Source organism: Microbacterium sp. CIAB417, from assembly GCF_022788845.1.
Window position 1 is genome coordinate 891862 of record NZ_JAHZUT010000002.1, and the last position, 17621, is coordinate 909482.

The 17621-nt window shown below is 66.3% G+C and carries 15 protein-coding genes and 1 pseudogene; 13 read left to right on the forward strand and 3 right to left on the reverse strand.

All coding sequences use genetic code 11. The annotated features are described in order from the left end of the window. The first annotated feature begins 18 nt into the window (after positions 1–18). From KYX17_RS10820 to KYX17_RS10840, 5 genes are all read left to right on the forward strand, one after another. Complete coding sequence (locus tag KYX17_RS10820; RefSeq protein WP_243226984.1) at positions 19–945, forward strand: glycosyltransferase family A protein; 927 nt, start codon at positions 19–21, stop codon at positions 943–945. Between the two features lie 2 nt (positions 946–947). Continuing rightward, complete coding sequence (locus KYX17_RS10825; protein WP_243226985.1) at positions 948–3218, forward strand: glycosyltransferase; 2271 nt, start codon at positions 948–950, stop codon at positions 3216–3218. Continuing rightward, positions 3215–4459 carry a glycosyltransferase family 9 protein gene (locus tag KYX17_RS32025; protein WP_243226986.1) on the forward strand — a complete coding sequence of 415 codons (1245 nt, stop codon included), beginning with the start codon at positions 3215–3217 and terminating at the stop codon, positions 4457–4459. The genes KYX17_RS10825 and KYX17_RS32025 overlap by 4 nt, the downstream gene beginning before the upstream one ends. Positions 4460–4571: 112 nt before the next feature. Continuing rightward, positions 4572–5993, forward strand: coding sequence for a D-glycero-beta-D-manno-heptose 1-phosphate adenylyltransferase (rfaE2, locus tag KYX17_RS10835; protein ID WP_243226987.1), 1422 nt, complete (start codon positions 4572–4574; stop codon positions 5991–5993). A gap of 27 nt (positions 5994–6020) precedes the next feature. Next, positions 6021–6602 carry an SIS domain-containing protein gene (locus KYX17_RS10840; protein ID WP_243226988.1) on the forward strand — a complete coding sequence of 194 codons (582 nt, stop codon included), beginning with the start codon at positions 6021–6023 and terminating at the stop codon, positions 6600–6602. Here KYX17_RS10840 and KYX17_RS10845 read toward each other — a convergent pair. Continuing rightward, positions 6587–7186, reverse strand: coding sequence for an HAD-IIIA family hydrolase (locus KYX17_RS10845; RefSeq protein WP_243226989.1), 600 nt, complete (start codon positions 7184–7186; stop codon positions 6587–6589). The two genes, KYX17_RS10840 and KYX17_RS10845, sit on opposite strands and share 16 nt — an antisense overlap. A gap of 425 nt (positions 7187–7611) precedes the next feature. On the opposite strand from KYX17_RS10845, the gene KYX17_RS10850 reads away from it, so the two are divergent. The 8 genes and pseudogenes from KYX17_RS10850 to KYX17_RS10885 all read left to right on the forward strand — a co-directional run bounded on the left by KYX17_RS10850 (position 7612) and on the right by KYX17_RS10885 (position 15629). Beyond that, a complete protein-coding gene (locus tag KYX17_RS10850; protein ID WP_243226990.1) occupies positions 7612–7887 on the forward strand; it encodes a hypothetical protein in 276 nt (91 codons plus the stop codon). After that, positions 7884–10256, forward strand: a complete 2373-nt coding sequence (locus KYX17_RS32280; protein ID WP_243226991.1) for a hypothetical protein — start codon at positions 7884–7886, stop codon at positions 10254–10256. The genes KYX17_RS10850 and KYX17_RS32280 overlap by 4 nt, the downstream gene beginning before the upstream one ends. A 303-nt stretch (positions 10257–10559) precedes the next feature. Beyond that, the gene (locus tag KYX17_RS10860; protein WP_243226992.1) at positions 10560–10736 is read left to right on the forward strand and encodes a hypothetical protein; all 177 of its coding nucleotides are present in this window, start codon (positions 10560–10562) and stop codon (positions 10734–10736) included. Continuing rightward, positions 10733–11860 (forward strand): glycosyltransferase family 2 protein, encoded by a 1128-nt coding sequence (locus KYX17_RS10865; protein ID WP_243226993.1) that lies wholly within the window; start codon positions 10733–10735, stop codon positions 11858–11860. The genes KYX17_RS10860 and KYX17_RS10865 overlap by 4 nt, the downstream gene beginning before the upstream one ends. Positions 11861–11999: 139 nt before the next feature. Beyond that, positions 12000–12863: an NAD(P)-dependent oxidoreductase gene (locus tag KYX17_RS10870; RefSeq protein WP_249223549.1), complete on the forward strand. Its 864-nt coding sequence runs from the start codon at positions 12000–12002 to the stop codon at positions 12861–12863. Beyond that, positions 12863–13423: pseudogene (locus KYX17_RS10875) on the forward strand (dTDP-4-dehydrorhamnose 3,5-epimerase family protein); the annotation flags it as partial. The gene KYX17_RS10870 and the pseudogene KYX17_RS10875, both read left to right, overlap by 1 nt. Before the next feature lie 75 nt (positions 13424–13498). After that, complete coding sequence (locus tag KYX17_RS10880) at positions 13499–14407, forward strand: ABC transporter permease (protein ID WP_243226995.1); 909 nt, start codon at positions 13499–13501, stop codon at positions 14405–14407. Between the two features lies 1 nt (position 14408). Continuing rightward, a complete protein-coding gene (locus KYX17_RS10885; RefSeq protein ID WP_243226996.1) occupies positions 14409–15629 on the forward strand; it encodes an ABC transporter ATP-binding protein in 1221 nt (406 codons plus the stop codon). Between the two features lie 64 nt (positions 15630–15693). Here KYX17_RS10885 and rfbB read toward each other — a convergent pair whose 3' ends face one another. Further along, complete coding sequence (gene rfbB / locus KYX17_RS10890) at positions 15694–16692, reverse strand: dTDP-glucose 4,6-dehydratase (protein ID WP_243226997.1); 999 nt, start codon at positions 16690–16692, stop codon at positions 15694–15696. After that, complete coding sequence (gene rfbA / locus KYX17_RS10895) at positions 16692–17561, reverse strand: glucose-1-phosphate thymidylyltransferase RfbA (RefSeq protein WP_243226998.1); 870 nt, start codon at positions 17559–17561, stop codon at positions 16692–16694. The genes rfbB and rfbA overlap by 1 nt, the downstream gene beginning before the upstream one ends. Positions 17562–17621: the final 60 nt, after the last annotated feature.

The following is a 17621-nucleotide window of genomic DNA, read 5'->3' on the forward strand; positions in this document are numbered from 1 at the left end:
GGTCGATAGGCTGATGTCGTGAACCCGCGCGTCGCCGTCATCGTCCGCACGAAGGACCGTCCCGAGTTCCTCGCCCGTGCGCTCGCAGACGTCGCGGCGCAGACATATCAGGACGCCGAGATCGTGGTGGTGAACGACCGGGGCGCTGCCGCACCGGTCGCCGACACCGTGGCCGCGTCTTCCGTGGCCGGGCGGGTGCGGGTGGCGGAGACCGCAGCTCCCGGCGGGCGGTGCGCGGCGGCCAATCTCGGTCTGCGCAGCACGGAGGCCGAGTTCGTGATCCTTCACGACGACGACGATCGCTGGGCCCCGACGTTCCTCGCGCGGACGGTCGAGTACCTCGATGCGCATCCGGCGGATGCGGGGGTGATGACGGCGACGGAGATCGTCTACGAACGCCGCGACGGCGCACGCTGGGTGGAGTACGGGCGGGAACCGTTCTGGCGCGGGATGACCGCCGTGACCTTCTCGAGCCTTCTCGAGGTGAACCGCGCCGTCCCGATCTCGTTCCTGTACCGGCGCTCGCTGCACGACGAGCTGGGGTACTACGACGAATCGCTCGAGACGGTCGAGGACTGGGAGTTCTATCTGCGGGTGACGGCAGTGCATTCCGTCGGGTTCCTGGCCGGTGAGCCGCTCGCGTTCTGGACCCAGCGGCCGGACACGGTCGGTGCCGAGGCCAACAGCATGTTCGAGTTGGCCGGTGCGCACGAGCGCGACGATGCTGCCGTCCGGGATGCGGCGCTGCGGGCGTGGGTGGCGAAGAACGGGGCCGGGGTTCCGCTGTATCTCGCTGCGATGGAGCGGCGTCTTCGTGAGGAGTTCGCGCGGGAGCTGGAGGCTCAACTCGCACGTCAACGGGAAGAGATCGTCACGGCGATCTACGACCGCCATCCGCTATGGCGGCGGCTGCGCCGGCTGCGCCGCGGGCACGCGGGACGTTGAGGGTGTCTGTGCAGGGGCTGCGTCGCATCGTGCGGGCGCTTCGGGAGGTGCCGGTGCTCGGCCCCATCGTCCGGGCCGGCGACAGGTTGTGGTGGTGGCGTGTCATTCGGCGTTCGCACCTCGTCGATCCCGCCTTCTACGCTGCTCAGCTCGGTGTGCGCGCTCTCCCAAGGGATGCGGCGATCGTGCATTACGTCAGCGTGGGTTTTCGTCGGGGTCTGAGTCTGAATCCGCTGTTCGACGAGATCCACGCCGGCGGAACGCTGCCGGAAGTATTCCGCGTGCCGGCGCTGTATGCGTACCTCTTGAGCGACCGCGTGACCGTGCAGGTGCATCCGCTGTGGGATGCGGTGGCGTTTGCCCGCGAGGGAACGGGCGATCAGCCGGCGGCCCTCGAGGATGTCTGGCGGCGGCAGGATGCTCGCATCCTGCTCGCGGCGCCGGGAGCTTCTCGGCAGTTCACCGTCGTTGAGCTGCGCACCGAGGCGATCGATGCGGTGCGTCAGTGGCGCCGGGGTCGGCCTTTCGTGAGTCCGACCGCCTGCGCGCAGAGCGAGGTCGACCTGGTCCGCGTCGTGCAACGCAGGGATCGAGGGTATGCGCGCAAGCTGCAACAGGTGTCGGATCTCGTCGCCGACGCGCGAGTGACCGCCACCATCGCGCTCGTCGACGTCGATGCCTCCCAGTGGCTGACAGCGGCTCTGCTCGCTCGCATGCAGCCGGGCATCCGGTTGCGTTCGTACCCGTCGGACGCGATCTGGTCCCAGGTCGTCGCCGACGCGGTCGAGGCGGGTGCGGCGCCCCTCGTGGCGGCTCTCGACGCACGTGCAGTAGTGAGCGACCAGGAGTTCGACGAGCTCGTCGGCCACGCGGGGGCAGGAGTCTGTGTCGTCCCCGCGCATCGCGAAGCGAACGGCACATCGTGCGGCGTGGGTATCGGATGGGTGGGCGCCGTCGGCGGCGAGTGCATCGTGCTCGGCGACCATCCCCACGAGGACGTGATGCGTCTCGGAGACCAGGTCGAGGTCCCTCGACCCTTGGGGCGCTCGTTCATCATGCCGCGACCGGCCGCGCGAGCAGCCTTCGACGCCGCGCGAGCGGACGACCTCTCCGACATCGTCTGGGACGGTATGCCACGGTGCATCGCGCTGCCGACCGTCGCTCCCGTGTTGGATGAGCCCGAACATGCTTTCCGGCGCCGTCGTATCGATCGGGCGCGGCGGGTTGTGCGCCGCGATGAACGCGATCGGATCGAGCGAATCCTGTCGGAGGCGGGTTTCTCGGTGCGCACATGGAGACTCGATCAGGACGCGGCCGTGCCCACGCTGGCGGTGCGTCGCCGTGGCGCTTCACAGCAACGGTGGGCGATCAAGATCTGCTCTCCAGCAGGCCGACGTGGCGAGGTGTGGGGCGACACCCACTTCGCGCAGGGGCTCGCCGCCGCCCTGCGCCGGGCCGGTCATATCGTCGTGGTCGACGCGTTCGGCGCCGCCAGGAGGAAGACCGCTTACCTGGACGACGTCAACGTCGTCGTGCGCGGCCCGTACCGCATCCAGCCACCCGACTCGGGAGTGAACCTCGAGTGGATCATCAGCCATCCGGACGAGATCACGAGAGCCGAGCTGGAGCAGTTCGATCGTGTCTTCGCCGCATCCGTGCCGTGGGCAGCTCGAGCCGAACAACGATGGGGTATCCCGGTCGAACCGTTGCTGGAGTGCACCGACACCGACAAGTTCACCCCGCGCGGGCTGCCGCGCGGGGACGACATCGTCTTCGTGGGCACGGCGCGAGGCATCCCGCGGCCCAGCGTCGTGGCGCCCGTTCGCGCCGGCATCGACGTCAAGGTCTACGGCCCTGACTGGCGTCCGTTCGTACCCGCATCCGTCATCACCGCAGAATCCGTTGCCAATGACGAGCTCCCCGCACTGTACGAGCGCGCCTCGATCGTGCTCAATGACCAGTGGCCGGCCATGCGCCGCGAAGGCTTCATCGCGATGCGCCCCTTCGATGTTGTCGCCGTGGGCGGACGTGTGATCTCGGAGCAGGTCCACGGCATCGAGGAGATCTTTCAGGGAGCGGTGGTGACGTACCGCGACGCGGAGCACCTCGTCGAGCTTCTCCGAGCCGATCCGGACACGATCTTCCCTGGCCGACGGCGACTCGAAGAGATCAGCGAATCTGTCCGACAGGAGCATTCGTTCGACGCCCGTGCCGCCGTGCTCGCCGCGGCGGCCGAGGCAGTGAGCCCTGGGATCGATAGACTCGATCGGTGAGGCCACGTAACCTGCTCCGACGGATCGTGTGGACGGCGAACGCGATTCGCCACCGTGACCCGCTCTCGCCGCGACTGTTCCGGCGTCTGTTCGGCTCCGTGCGGAGGCGCCCCTGGGACCCGTCGAAGACGCCGCGTCGCGTCGCCATACTACGCAGCGACGAGATCGGTGACACCGCCACCACCCTGGCGCTGCTGGCGGCGATGCGTCTGCAGTGGCCGAAAGCCGTGATCCACCTCGTGGTCAAGCCCGGGCCGGCGACGATGTTCCACGCCGCATCGACGGTGGACCGGGTCATCGAGTGGACACCGATCACCGAAGGATCGGCGCCGAAGCGGCAGATCCTCACCGCGCGACAGGCGCTGAGACGGTTCCGCCTACGGGGCTACGACCTCGCCGTACTGCCGCGCTGGGACTTCGACGACACTCCCGTGCGGTACCTCGCGGTCGCCTCGCGCGCGCGCTCGGTCGTGGGATTCGCGCCCGTTCCCGATCGCGAGCCCGTATGGTTCGGTGACCAGTCTCAGCTGCTCACGGACGAGATCGAGCGGGGCGACGTTCCTCTGTTGACCGTGGATCAGCTGCGTCGTGTTGCGCAACGCCTGGGGCTCGCCTGGCCGGAGCATCACGAGCAGGCGATCGGCTACGAGCTCTTCGACGACGCCGACGCGAGACGTGTCGCGCAGATGGCGCCGTTGCCCGCGGATCCGGGCCTGGTCATCGCGGTCGGAATCGGTGCGCGCGACGCCAAGCGCCAGTGGCCCGTCGAAGACGTGAACGAGACGGTATCGGCGCTCGGCGAGAGCGGCTCGATCACCGTGCAGATCCTCGGCGGCGAGGTCGACGCTCAGCGCGCGGTACGTCTCGCGGAGCTTCTGCGCGAGCGGGGCGTTCCCGCCGTCAACCTCGCGGGCGGACTCTCGCTCAGCGAGAGCGCCGCGGCCATCGCCCGATCGCACGTCTTCCTGGGCAATGACTCCGGGCTCCAGCACATCGCGAGCGCCATCGATCTCCCGGTCGTCGTCGTCACGTGCCATCCGGAGAGCGGTTCGCCGTGGAGCGACAACGCACCCGAGCGATTCGGGCCGTGGTCCGCGCGCAGCGCCGTGCTCCAACCCGCCACTCCGACGGCCGGCTGCGCCGAGGAATGCGTCGCCGACCATCCGCACTGCATACGCCAGGTGCGACCGGCAGACGTGGCGGCGGCCATAACGGGGTTGCTTCAGGGCGCCGCGAGCTGAGTCGGATAGTCTCGTTCGGTCCTCCTCGAATCCAGATCTGGAACCATCCATGCTCTCTTCGTCATCGATCACCCCGCGCCATCTCCTCGAATTCGAGACCACGCAGGTCATCGTGATCGGCGACGCCATGTTGGACCGGTACGTAGATGGGGCAGTCAACCGGATCTCCCCTGAAGCCCCGATCCCTGTCCTCCAGGTACGTCAGGATCGCAGTGTCGCAGGCGGCGCGGCCAACGCCGCGGTGAACATCGCGGCGTTGGGGGCGCACACGACACTGATCGCCTCCTGGGCGCCGGACGCCTCCGGTCGCGAGCTCGATCGCATCCTCGCGGAGGCGGGCGTGGTATCTGCGCGTATTCGCAGAGGAGACGCGCCGACCATCGAGAAGCTCCGCGTCGTCGCGGGTCAGCAGCAGATCGTCCGACTCGACCGCGAAGACACGACCGCCCTCGACGGCGACGGTGCGGACGACGTCATTGCGGCGCTCGCATCCGCCCTCGATGAAAGGTCGCGAGCCACCGCTGTCGTCATCTCCGACTACGCCAAGGGCATGCTCGACGCCGAGCTCGTGGCCCGCATCGTCGACGTGGCCCAGCGACACAGTGTTCCGGTGATCGTGGATCCCAAGTCGGACGACATCGCGAAGTATCGTGGCGCGGCGGTGGTCAAGCCCAACTTCGCCGAGGCTTCGCAGATGGCGGGTCTGGCGGCGACGGCGCCCGATGAAGAGAGTCTCGATGTCATTGCGCGGCGGCTTCTCGTCGACGGTATCGGCGCCCTCGCTGTGTCGCTGTCGGCCATCGGTGTCGAAGTGATCGAGGCGCACTCCCGCACTCGCATTCCGACGCGCGCCCGACTCGTCTCCGACGTGTCCGGCGCCGGCGATTCGATGATCGCAGGCATCGCCGTCGGTCTCGCGAGCGGGATGACGATTCTTCAGGCGGTGCAGGTAGGCAACATGGCGGCGGGTATCGCGTGTGGGCGCCCCGGAACGGCCGTCGTCACGGCAGCCGACCTGCTCAACGAACTGCTCGTCGAGTCTGCGCCCGAGGACCGGCCCGGCACGATCGAGGACTGGGATGAGCTCTCGCAGTTGGTCGCGGTCGAGAAGGCGGCCGGCAAACGGGTCGTCTTCGCCAACGGCGTCTTCGACCTGCTGCATGCGGGCCACGTCAGCCTGCTGAAGGAAGCGCGCGGCCTGGGTGATGTGCTGGTCGTCGGCGTCAACTCCGACGCCTCCACCTCGCGGCTGAAGGGCCCGTCGCGGCCCCTGCAGCCCCAGGCGGACCGGATGGCGGTGCTCGATGCCGTGCGCTACGTCGACTTCGTGACCGTTTTCGAGCAGGACACACCGCGCGAGCTCATCCGAGCGATCCAGCCGGATGTGATCGTGAAGGGCTCTGACTATCGCCCCGACGAAGTTGTCGGCGGCGACGACGCCAAGGCATGGGGTGGGACGGTGCATATCGTATCCCTCCTCGACGGCGTCTCCACGACGAGGCTGTCGCAGGGGCAGCAAGTTCGCCGCGGGTGACGCGGCGCGAACGGGAAGGTGAACGGCATGAGTGTTGTCGCAGACAATCTCCTCGAGAACGCGGCCCGCATGACCGCGCTCGCGAGTGACGAGAACTTCGAGCTCGCATTCGAGCGTGCGTCCAGCCTGATGGTCACGAGCCTCAAGGGCGGGGGCACTCTCTTTGCGTGTGGCAATGGCGGTTCCATGACCAATGCGCAGCACTTCGCCGAGGAGCTGACCGGGCGATTCCGCGCCAACCGTCCGCCGCTGCGGGCGATCGCGATCTCCGACCCCTCCCATTTGACATGCGTGGCGAACGACTACGGATACGAATACGTGTTCTCGAAGTTCATTGAGGCCTTCGCGCGTCCGGGTGATGTGCTGCTCGCGTTGAGCACGAGCGGGAAGTCTGCCAACGTCCTGCGCGCCGCAGAGGCGATGAAGGCGGCCGGCGGGGCGGTCGTCGCCTCATCCGGTCCCGCACGAACCGCGATCTCCGAGGTGGCGGACGTGTCGTTCGCGTTGGGTGAGAGTCGCTGGGCGGACCGCATCCAGGAATCGGAGCTCGTGGTGATCCACTCGCTCATGCAGGCGATCGAAGACGGGTTCGGCTACTCGACAGAGTAAGACGTGCGCGCGACGTCGACGAAGGCGGCAAACTCGGCCAGCCCAGCGAACGTCAGGTCCGCGTGCGGGTCCGCTACGTCGTCGATGCGCACGGCCAGGCAGCCGCCGGTGGCGGCGCCCAACCGTCGAGCCATCTCGACATCCGAATCGGTGTCACCGATCATGATGCTCAATGAGCCGTCGACGTCGGGGTGCGCGTTCAGATACGCCATCGCCATCCCTGGCAAGGGTTTACGGCACGTGCAGCCCTCGGACGCCAGATGCGGACAGGTCTGCACGGCGTCGATTCGCCCGCCCGCGTGCCTGACGGCGTCGATCATCCGCTGATGGATCTCTTCGAGCTTCTCCGTCGTCATGAGGCCCTTGCCGACGCCCTGTTGATTCGTCACCACAACGATGCGCGGCGCCCACCTCGCAAGCGAGCGGAGCGCGTCCAGGGCGCCGGGAAGAAACTCGAATCCGGTCCAGTCCAGGACATACCCAGCCATGATGCGCCGGTTGATGACGCCGTCGCGGTCGACGAAGAGGCACCACTGCCCTTCCGAGCGTTGCTGTACGAGCTCCGCCATGGCATCCGACATCATGCCTCGACGCTACCGCGCCTTCAAGCCGGCGCATGACAAGGCGCTCTGGCCGATCGTGCGGCTACCGAGCGTCATGCGATCAGCCGGCGCGGGCGTGCGAAGGTCCCGACATCGTGTCGCTGAGTGCGTATCGGTGTGTGTCCGCCGATACTGGTGGAGTGATCATGGGACACGACTCTTCGTTTGCCAACGCTGCCCCTGTGTGGCGCTCGCGTCGGAGGGTCGCGACAGTCGCAGTGAGCGCGGGCTTGCTCGTGGGCGTCCTCGCCGGATGCGCCGCTGCGTCCTCCGTGCCGACTCCCACCCCGACCAAGACAGCTGAACCGACGCCGACGGCTTCCTCTGCGTGGACGCCGACTCCTTCTTCCTCGTCTCCCGATCAGGTGATCCCGGATCCGCAGCCCACACCGGCAGGACCGGCTAGCGTGACGATCGTCAGCTCGGGAGCCGACGGAGCCAGCATCTACGCCTCGGGTCTCGTCACCGGTGACGGCGGGGTCGACGGCGTGTGCACATTGACGGCGACCGCCACCGACGGCCGGGTGCTCACGGGAGCCATCGACGCCCAGGCGACTCCCGCAGCGGTCAACTGCGGCCTGATCGAGATCTCTGCCCCCGCGGGGTCATGGACCCTGGTGTTGAGCTATCGCTCCGCCGCGACGCAGGTGTCGTCCGACCCCGTCACCGTCACGCAGCCGTGAGTGTGAAAAGGCAGAGCCGCCACCCTCGCTACGTCGTAGCGATTCTCGGAGTTGTCGTCGCGGTCGTCGCGTCCTTGTCGGCGGTCATCCTTCCCCCCGCGGCACCTGCGGCCGTCGCGGCGGATGCGAGTAGTTTTCAGGATGGCTATCTGATCTCGGACCGCAACTTCTTCGATTCCCAGTCCATGACGGCCAGCGACGCGCAAGCCTTCCTGAACTCGAAGCTCTCGTCATGCGCGGGCAGCAATGGCATGCCCTGCTTGAAGGACTATGTGGCGCAGTCGACGCCGGCGATGCCGGCGAACAACTACTGCAATGCCTACTCGGGTGGCACGATGACCGCCGCGCAGCTCGTGGTGGCTGTGGCGCAGGCGTGCGGGATCAACCCCAAGGTCATCCTCGTCATGCTCCAGAAGGAGCAGGGGCTGGTCACCGCCAGCTCGCCGACTCCTCGCAACTACAGTGCCGCTCTCGGACAGGGGTGCCCGGACGGCGCCGCGTGTGACCCGCAGTTCGCGGGGTTCTTCTACCAGATTTACGGTGCCGCGAAGCAGTTCCAGGTCTACATAAAGAACCCCCGGTCGTTCGGATACCAGCTTGGCTGGAACAACATCCTCTATCAGGCCACGCCGCCCGATAACAATCGGGTCTGTGGCACGAAGCGGGTGTACATCCAGAACGACGCGACGCGCGCCCTTTACATCTACACTCCGTACACGCCCAACCAAGCTGCGTTGAACAACCTCTACGGCACGGGCGACTTCTGCTCGAGCTACGGCAACCGAAACTTCTGGCGGCTCTACACCGACTGGTTCGGCGACCCGACCGCGGAGCGCGTCAGCGGCGCGTACGCGGACACCTGGGCGGCGCTCGGAGGCGTGAACGGGATACTCGGCGCGCCCACCGGAGATGTTGTCTGCATCAACAGCCGCTATTGTCAGCAGGCGTTCCGCGGCGGCACGATCTTCTGGTTCCCCGGTCGCGGCGTGTTCGGAGTGCCGACCGTCATCGAAACGATGTGGCGCAACATCGGCTTTGTCGACGGCAACGCCGGGATGCCGACCGGCGTGGTCGTGTGTGCGACGGACGGCACGTGTTCGCAATCCTTCGACGGAGGGGTCATCGCCGCCGACGCGGTGGGGGGCAACCTCGTCGGAAGCCATGTCGCATCGACGTGGCTGTCCGCCGGCGGCCTCAGCCTGGGCGGCGCGCGCGGTCCCGAGGTCTGCACCGGCAATCAGTGCGCCCAGCTGTTCGCGCGTGGAGCACTCTTTTCCGGCAGTGCGGCAACCTCGGTGACGGGCGCCGTCTTCGCCGCATGGAGCGCGGCGGGCATGGCGGGAAGCTCCCTCGGCTATCCGTCAGCCGACGCCGTCTGCGTCCGCGCCGGATGCACGCAGCGGTTCGACGGGGGGCTGATCGTCTCCGGCGGCGATCACGCAGAGGTCGTGCCCGCAGTCATCGCGACGAAGTTCTTCGCGATCGGTGGGGTGTCCGCCGTGGGCGGACCCGTCACTCCGGCCTCCTGCGATACTGCGGGCGCCTGCTTCCAACGTTTCCAGGGTGCGCGCATCGACGTGTCCCCTGCGCGCGGCAGTATCGCCACGACGTCGTGGTTCTTGGATGCCTGGGCCGCGCGTGGATTCGAGCAGGGTCAGCTGCGCTCCCCGATTGCGGAGGCAACGTGCTCGGCGGTGACCTGCTCGCAGCCGTTTGACGGTGGCATTCTTGTCGGCTCGCCGTCCAACGGCGTGGTCGCGGTCTACGGCGAGTACCGGGATCGGTGGTTGGCGTCGGGCGGACCGACCGGTTCGCTGGGTCTGCCGCTGGCGGGGGACTCCTGCAACGGGCGGAACTGCGCGCAGTCGTTCCAACGGGGGGTCCTCGCATGGACGCCGACGTACGGCATGATCACAGTGTCGAACTGGTTCCTGGCTCCGTGGCAGGCGCAGGGGTCGGGCTCGGGTCGTCTGGGCGCTCCGACCGCCGCGGCAACGTGCTCGGCGGTGACCTGCTCGCAGCCGTTTGACGGTGGCATTCTTGTCGGCTCGCCGTCCAACGGCGTGGTCGCGGTCTACGGCGAGTACCGCGATCAGTGGTTGGCGTCGGGCGGACCGACCGGTTCGCTGGGTCTGCCGCTGGCGGCGGACTCCTGCAACGGTCGCTGGTGCGGTCAGCGCTTCGAGCGAGGCGCCATCGTCTGGTCCCCGTCGACCGGCGTGCGCGCCGTCGCCGAGCCGATCGTGGGCCGATGGAACGCGAACGGCGGTGCGGACGGTGCATACGGCCTTCCGATCGGGGCCGCCGTGGTCTCCGGCAACAGCGTGTCGCAGCAGTTCCAGGGCGGGACGATTTCCGCCGGCGGGTGATCTCCCGAGGCATCGGTCAGGGGAGGCCGCAGGCTCGGTGATAACCTAACGAGCGCACTCGCGCACGTTCAGATGCCGCGCTGCGCCACTTTCCGTCGCGAATTGGTGGTCGTCGGCGGGCCTCGAATCCTGCGAGAGTGCCCGACCGAAGTCCTGGTTCCGCAGGGACCTGCAGGGTGCGGTCCACTCACACGTACGAGAGGTTTGTAAGCCATGGGGGAACCCCAGAAACTGTCGCCCGAGGTCGTTGACGCGGTTTCGCTCGAACGGGCGCTCCGGGATGTCGAAGCGGCAAATCTTCGGGTGATCGAGCTGACCAAGACCATGGTGGCGCGTGAGGCGCGCATCGCGACGCTGGAGAGCGAGATCGTCAGGCTCAAGCGCTCGATGAACCCGCGGAGGCGTCTGGAGTACATCTTCCGTAAGAACCACGTTCTGTACGCTCTCGCGCGTCGGGCGAAGCGGATGACCGGGCAGTGAGTCAGACGCAACCTGCTCGCGTTCTTCTCGCCGTCACCTTCTACAACGGTCGTGCGTTCGCTGCGCGCACGCTGGAGTCGATTTCACGGCTTGCGCACCCGGGCTTCGAGCTCGACGTGCTCGTTCTGGACGACGCGAGCCCGGAGCCCGGGTTCAGCGAGTACCTCTCCGAGCTGTCGCAGTCCGCGGGCGCGACGTACTACCGCACGCCTCGCAACCTCGGCATCCCACGAAACGTGAACCTCGGACTCGCGACGGCCCAGCGGCTCGGCTACGACTACGCGGTCATCTCCAACTCCGACGTCATCTACTCGAAGGACTCCGTGAAGGTTCTCTTCGACGTAGCGACACGGGCCACCGATGCGGCGTCGGTCACGGCATGGTCCACGAACGTCGACCCTTACTCGTTACCCAATGGCGTCGAGCTGTTCGTCGAGTCGCAGGACGTCGTGGACCGCATCGGTGATGCACTGTCGGCAGAGTTCGGTGCGTCGGCGCTCCGCGTGCCCGCGGGGATATCTTTCGCCATGATGGTGCCGGTCGCTGTGCTGGATACCGTCGGGCTCATGGACCCGGTCTTCGGGCGCGGCTACGGCGAGGAATCGGACTGGTCCGCCCGTGCGGACAGTGCTGGATACAGCCATCTGCTCGCCCAAGGTGCTTTCGTCTATCACGCGGGCCGCGGATCTACCCTGGCTGCGGGCGTTGTCTCGGGCAAGGAGATCGCAGACTGGCGCAACCAGGGCATCGTCGATCACCGCACGCCGATGTTCCAGTGGAATGTCGACGGCTTCCTGCGCTCCGGCGAGCTGGATCACGCCAAGCGACGGGCTGTCGAGGCAATCGTGCGTCATGCGGCCGCCGAGCGGGGCTACGCCGTGATCAATTCGTCACGCGACTGGGAGGATGTCGATCAGGGCGTCGTCGCGGTTGCGATCCGATCCGCAGAGCACGAGCTGTGCACGGCGCACTGGTGCGGGTTCACGGCCGACATCGACACTGATTCGGTCAATGTCCTCGGGGCTGTTCGGCGCTACTTCGGCGACACGAGCCCTGTCTATACCAACATCAGCCCCGCCCAGTGGGAGGGAGCCGGCCGGTACGGATATCCGCTTGAACTGTAAAGCGGTTTCCTCGCACGGCGAGCTGGAACGGTGCCGTCGTCGCTGACGACGCGTTCAGGAGCGTTTCAGTAGTCTCTATTTGCGTTGGCGACGTGGTCGTCATGAGGTTGCCCGTCACGAGCGGGCACGAAGGGTAAAGATGGCTCAGGCACTGGTTGTCACCGGCGCGGGCGGATACGTGGGACGCCATGTCGTGAGCGCCGCCGCCGATCTCGGGTACCGCGTCGTCGCGCTCGTACGCCAGGCTCGAAACGGCGAGATTGATCCTCGTGCGGAGATCGTGGAAGCCGATGTGCTCGACCCTTCGTTCGATCTCACGGCCATCCTGCCGGTGGACGAGGTTGCTGCTGTCGCGCACCTGGCGTGGCAGGACGGGTTCGTGCACAACGCGTCCTCGCACATGGCCAACCTGTCCGCGCACTACCGCTTTCTGACTACCCTGGCCGATCTCGGCGTGCGCCGTGTGGCGGCGTTGGGGACGATGCACGAGGTGGGCTACTGGGAAGGTGCGATCACGGCGGAGGTGCCGACCAACCCGGTGACTCTGTACGGGATCGCAAAGGACGCGCTGCGTCGTTCGACGTTGCTCTCGATCGGGGACCGGATCGAGTATGTGTGGTTGCGGGCCTACTACATCCTCGGCGACGACCGACGCAACAGCTCAATCTTCGCGAAGCTGCTGGACGCGGCCGATGGCGGGCAGACGACATTCCCGTTCACGACCGGGAAAAGCCTCTACGACTTCATCGACGTGGCTGAGCTGGGCCGGCAGATCGCGGTCGCGGCGACGGCGCCGGGCGTGACAGGTGTTCTGAACACGGGCTCGGGGGTGCCCGAGTCGCTCGCCGACCGCGTCGAGCGGTTCATCCTCGAGAACGGGCTGCCGATCTCGCTCGAGTACGGTGCGTTTCCCGATCGGCCTTACGATTCGCCCGGCATCTGGGCGGATGCCGCAGCGATCCGTGCGCTGATGGCCGCGTCACCATTTGCGAAGGAGAACTGATGGCACTGGAGTACGGCAAGGCCCTGCGAGTGCATGAGACCGCGATCCCCGGGGTAGTTCTGTTTGATCTACCGGTACACGGCGATAATCGAGGCTGGTTCAAGGAGAACTGGCAGCGCGAGAAGATGATGGAACTGGGGCTCCCCGATTTCGGCCCGGTTCAGAACAACATCTCGTTCAATGATGCGGTCGGCACCACGCGCGGCATCCATGCCGAGCCATGGGACAAGTTCATCTCCATCGCCTTCGGCTCGGTCTTCGGTGCCTGGGTGGACCTGCGTGCGGGGGAGAGTTTCGGACGTGTCGTGACAGCCGAGCTCGACCCGTCGACCGCGATCTACGTTCCGCGCGGCGTCGGGAACTCCTACCAGACGCTCGAGCCGAACACCGCCTACACCTACCTCGTCAATGATCACTGGAGCGCGGACAAGGTGGGCGAGTACTCGTTTCTCAACCTCGCCGATGAGACAGTCGCCATCGAGTGGCCGATCCCGCTGTCCGAGGCGGAGCTGTCCGACAAGGACCGGGCGCACCCGCGCCTCGCCGATGTCGTCCCCCTGTGAACGCCTCACGGTTGCTCTGGGCGCGACCGTTCGTCCCCGGGTCGCGACGGCCCACGTCATAGAATTGGCATGATGGAGTCTGCAAACGAGCAAGCCGCGTCGCGATATCGGCGGCTGTCGGCACTGCCGTTCGATGCCGTGGGGGCGGCCAGCGGTGGATCAGGGTGGAGCGCCATCCGCAACGTCTTCGCACATCGCGAGATGCTCAGTCTTCTGGTGCGGCGCGATCTCAAGGCACGGTACAAGGACTCGGCTCTCGGCTTCTTCTGGTCCTTGGTGCGACCTCTGGTCCAGTTGGCCGTCTACTTCGTGGTCATGGGGCAGTTCCTGCGTGCTGCCGAGAGCATCCCGGACTTCGCGGTCTACATCTTCTCCGGCCTGTCGGTGATCGGCCTGTTCACGGAGATCGTCGTCGGCGGAACGAGTTCGGTGCTCAGCAACGGCGGGTTGGTGAAGAAGGTGTATCTGCCGAGAGAGGTCTTCCCGCTCTCGAGCGTGGGGTCGGCCCTCTTCAACTTCGGCATCCAGCTTCTCGTGCTGCTCGGGGCGACCTTCCTGGTGCTCAAGCCGCCGCTGCACTGGGAGATCGTCTACTTCGTGCCGGCCCTGGTGCTCATCGTTGTCTACGGCACCGCGTTCGCGTTGCTGTGCAGTGCTGTGAACGTGTACCTGCGCGACACGCAGTACCTGGTGGAGGTGATCACGATGCTCCTCTTCTGGGCCAGCCCGATCGTCTACTCGTGGGAGATGGTGAAGTCGCTCGTGACCTCGCCCGTCTTGCTCGAGGTGTACACGAACAACCCGCTCACACTGGCGGTCCTCGGCTTCCAGCGTGCGTTCTGGGTCGCCGGGGATGCGGTGGAGACGCCGGGGGGACTCATGGTCCGCATGCTCGTCGCAATACTGGTGGGCATCGTGCTGTTGTTCGTCAGTCACCGCATCTTCCTGCGTCTGCAGGGTAACTTCGCTCAGGAGCTGTGACATGCCCGACTCTGCTGTTCTGTCGTCGGACGAGGCGCGCGCGCGCCCGGTGGTCGCGCGCATCGACGATGTGCACAAGCGGTTCACCATCCGCAAAGACTCCTCGATCAAGGAGCGCATCGTCACCCTCGGACGTGCCGGGCGCCGGCACCGTCAAGACTTCTGGGCGCTGCAGGGCGTCACTCTCGACATCAATGCCGGCGAGACCATCGGGCTCATCGGCCACAATGGCTCGGGAAAGAGCACACTCCTGAAGGTCATCGGGGGCATCCTCGAACCGACCAAGGGCACGATGCGTCGGCGCGGGCGCCTTGCCGCATTGCTCGAGCTGGGCGCGGGGTTCCATCCCGACTTGACGGGTCGCGAGAACGTCTTTCTCAACGCGGCGGTTCTGGGGCTGAGTCGCGAGGAGACGGAGGCTCAGTTCGACGACATCGTCGCTTTCGCGTCGATCGGTGACTTCATCGACACGCAGGTGAAGTTCTACTCATCCGGCATGTACGTGCGGCTGGCGTTCGCGGTCGCGGTGCACACCGATCCGGACGTCCTTCTCGTCGACGAGGTTCTTGCGGTGGGGGATGAGGCGTTCCAGCGCAAGTGCATGGATCGCATCCGCGACTTCCAGAAGCAGGGGCGCACGATCATTCTCGTGAGCCACTCGCTCGACCAGGTCACGGAGCTGTGTGAGCGTTGTGTCCTGCTCGAAAAGGGGAGGGTCGTCTTCGACGGCGATCCCACCGCTGCCGTCGCCCGGTTCCGGGACTTGCTCGAAGAGCGCCGTGTGGCCGAGAAGGTCGCAAGCGGATCGTTCGACCGTCGGCCGGAGGGTGCCATCACGGCGGTGTCCGCCACGGTCCAGCGCGAAGACGGCGTCCAGGTCGCGCGTTCGGGGGATGACATCGAGATCTCTCTGACAATCGCGGCGGAGGGACTGGAGTCGGCGATCTGTCGCATTCAGATCGACGACGCTCTGGGCCAGAAAGTCTTCGCGACCGGCACGGACTGGCTCAAGATGTCGGTGCCTACGATCAACGGCGAACGTGTCCTCGCGTTCCAGCTGCGTCGTCCGCAGCTCGGAGGGGGCAAGTACTTTGTGAACGCGACGCTGATGGACGACCGCGGTCAGACGCTGCACAACGTGACGCAGGCCACTTCCTTCAACGTCGAGCCCGACCCGCGCGCGATCGGCTACGTGCGTATCGACGTCGACACCAGTATCTGAACGAGACCGGCCGTCATGCGGCGGCTCGCACAAGCGGTTGAGCGCTGAGCGAGCCGCCGTTCGTTCACTGTCCCTTGCTGGCGTAGAAGGCTTCGACGCCGTCTTTGGTGGGGGCCCACCATGCTTCGTTGTTGCGGTACCAGTCGATGGTGTTGGCGAGTCCGGTTTCGAAGTCGCTGTAGGCGGGGGCCCAGCCGAGTTCGGTGCGGAGTTTGGTGGAGTCGATCGCGTAGCGCAGGTCGTGGCCGGCGCGGTCGGTGACGTGGTCGTACGCGTCGGCGGGCTGGCCCATGGTCTCGAGGATGAGTTCGACGACGTCTTTGTTGTTCTTCTCGCCGTCGGCGCCGATGAGGTACGTCTCGCCGATGACGCCTTTGTCGAGGATGGTGAGCACGGCGGAGGAGTGGTCGTCGGCGTGGATCCAGTCGCGCACGTTCTCGCCCGCCCCGTAGAGCTTGGGGCGGATGCCGCGGATCACGTTGGTGATTTGGCGGGGGATGAACTTCTCGACGTGCTGGTACGGGCCGTAGTTGTTGGAGCAGTTGCTGATTGTCGCGCGGACCCCGAACGAACGCACCCATGCCCGCACCAGCAGATCCGATCCCGCTTTGGTGGACGAGTACGGGGATGACGGGTTGTAGGGCGTTGTTTCGGTGAAGCGTGCCGGGTCGTCGAGTTCGAGGTCGCCGTAGACCTCGTCGGTGGAGATGTGGTGGAACCGCTTGTCGTGCTTGCGGGCCGCTTCGAGCAGCGTGTACGTGCCGATGATGTTCGTGTCCAGGAACGGACGCGGATCGTGCAGGCTGTTGTCGTTGTGCGACTCGGCCGCGTAATGCACCACCGCATCCACCTGAGCGAACAACTCGTCCACCAGGGCCGCGTCCGCGATATCACCGACGACCAGCCGCACCCGGTCCTCGGGAAGTCCCGCCAACGACGCCTCGTTGCCGGCGTAGGTGAGCTTGTCGAGCACGATCACCTCGTGATCCGTGTTCTCGACCACATGGTGCACGAAGTTCGAACCGATGAACCCGGCTCCGCCGGTGACGAGGAGCTTGGACATCAACGTCCCCTTTCCAGGGTTTCGAGCAGGTAGGTGCCGTATCCGGACTTCACGAGCTTCTCGGCGCGTTCGCGCAGTTCGTCATCGTTGAGGAAGCCCTGACGCCACGCGACCTCTTCGGGCACTCCGATACGCAGCCCGGTGCGACGCTCCATCGTGCGGACATAGTCGGCCGCGTCGGTCATCTGGTCGAACGTTCCCGTGTCGAGCCACGCCGTGCCGCGCGGAAGGACTTCGACCTGCAGCTTCCCCGCCTGAAGGTACGCCTTGTTCACATCGGTGATCTCATACTCACCCCGAGGCGAAGGCGCGAGAGAACGCGCGATCTCCACCACATCGTTGTCATAGAAGTACAGCCCGGGAACCGCGTAGTTGCTCTTCGGCTCGGCCGGCTTCTCCTCCAACGACACCGCCTTGCCGGCCGAATCGAACTCGACCACGCCGTATGCCGAGGGCTCCGCGACCCAGTATGCGAACACCGCGCCACCGTCCACGTCGCCGTACCGCTTCAACTGCGTGCCCAACCCCGGCCCATACAGCAGGTTGTCACCCAGAACGAGCGCCACCTTCTCGCCGCCGATGAAGTCCGCCCCGATCGTGAACGCCTGCGCCAACCCATCAGGAGACGGCTGCACAGCGAAAGTGATCGACACGCCGAACTGCGAACCATCGCCCAGCAGCCGCTCGAAGAACGGTGCATCATGCGGCGTCGTGACGATCAGGATGTCCCGAATCCCCGCGAGCATCAGTGTCGACAGCGGGTAATAGACCATCGGCTTGTCGTACACCGGGATCAATTGCTTCGATACGCCCAACGTGATCGGATGCAAACGCGTCCCCGAACCCCCGGCCAGAATGATGCCCTTCACATCTCCTATCCTGCCATGAGCCTTCGCGCGGCCGTGGGCTCCCAGCAACCGGCCGACGGG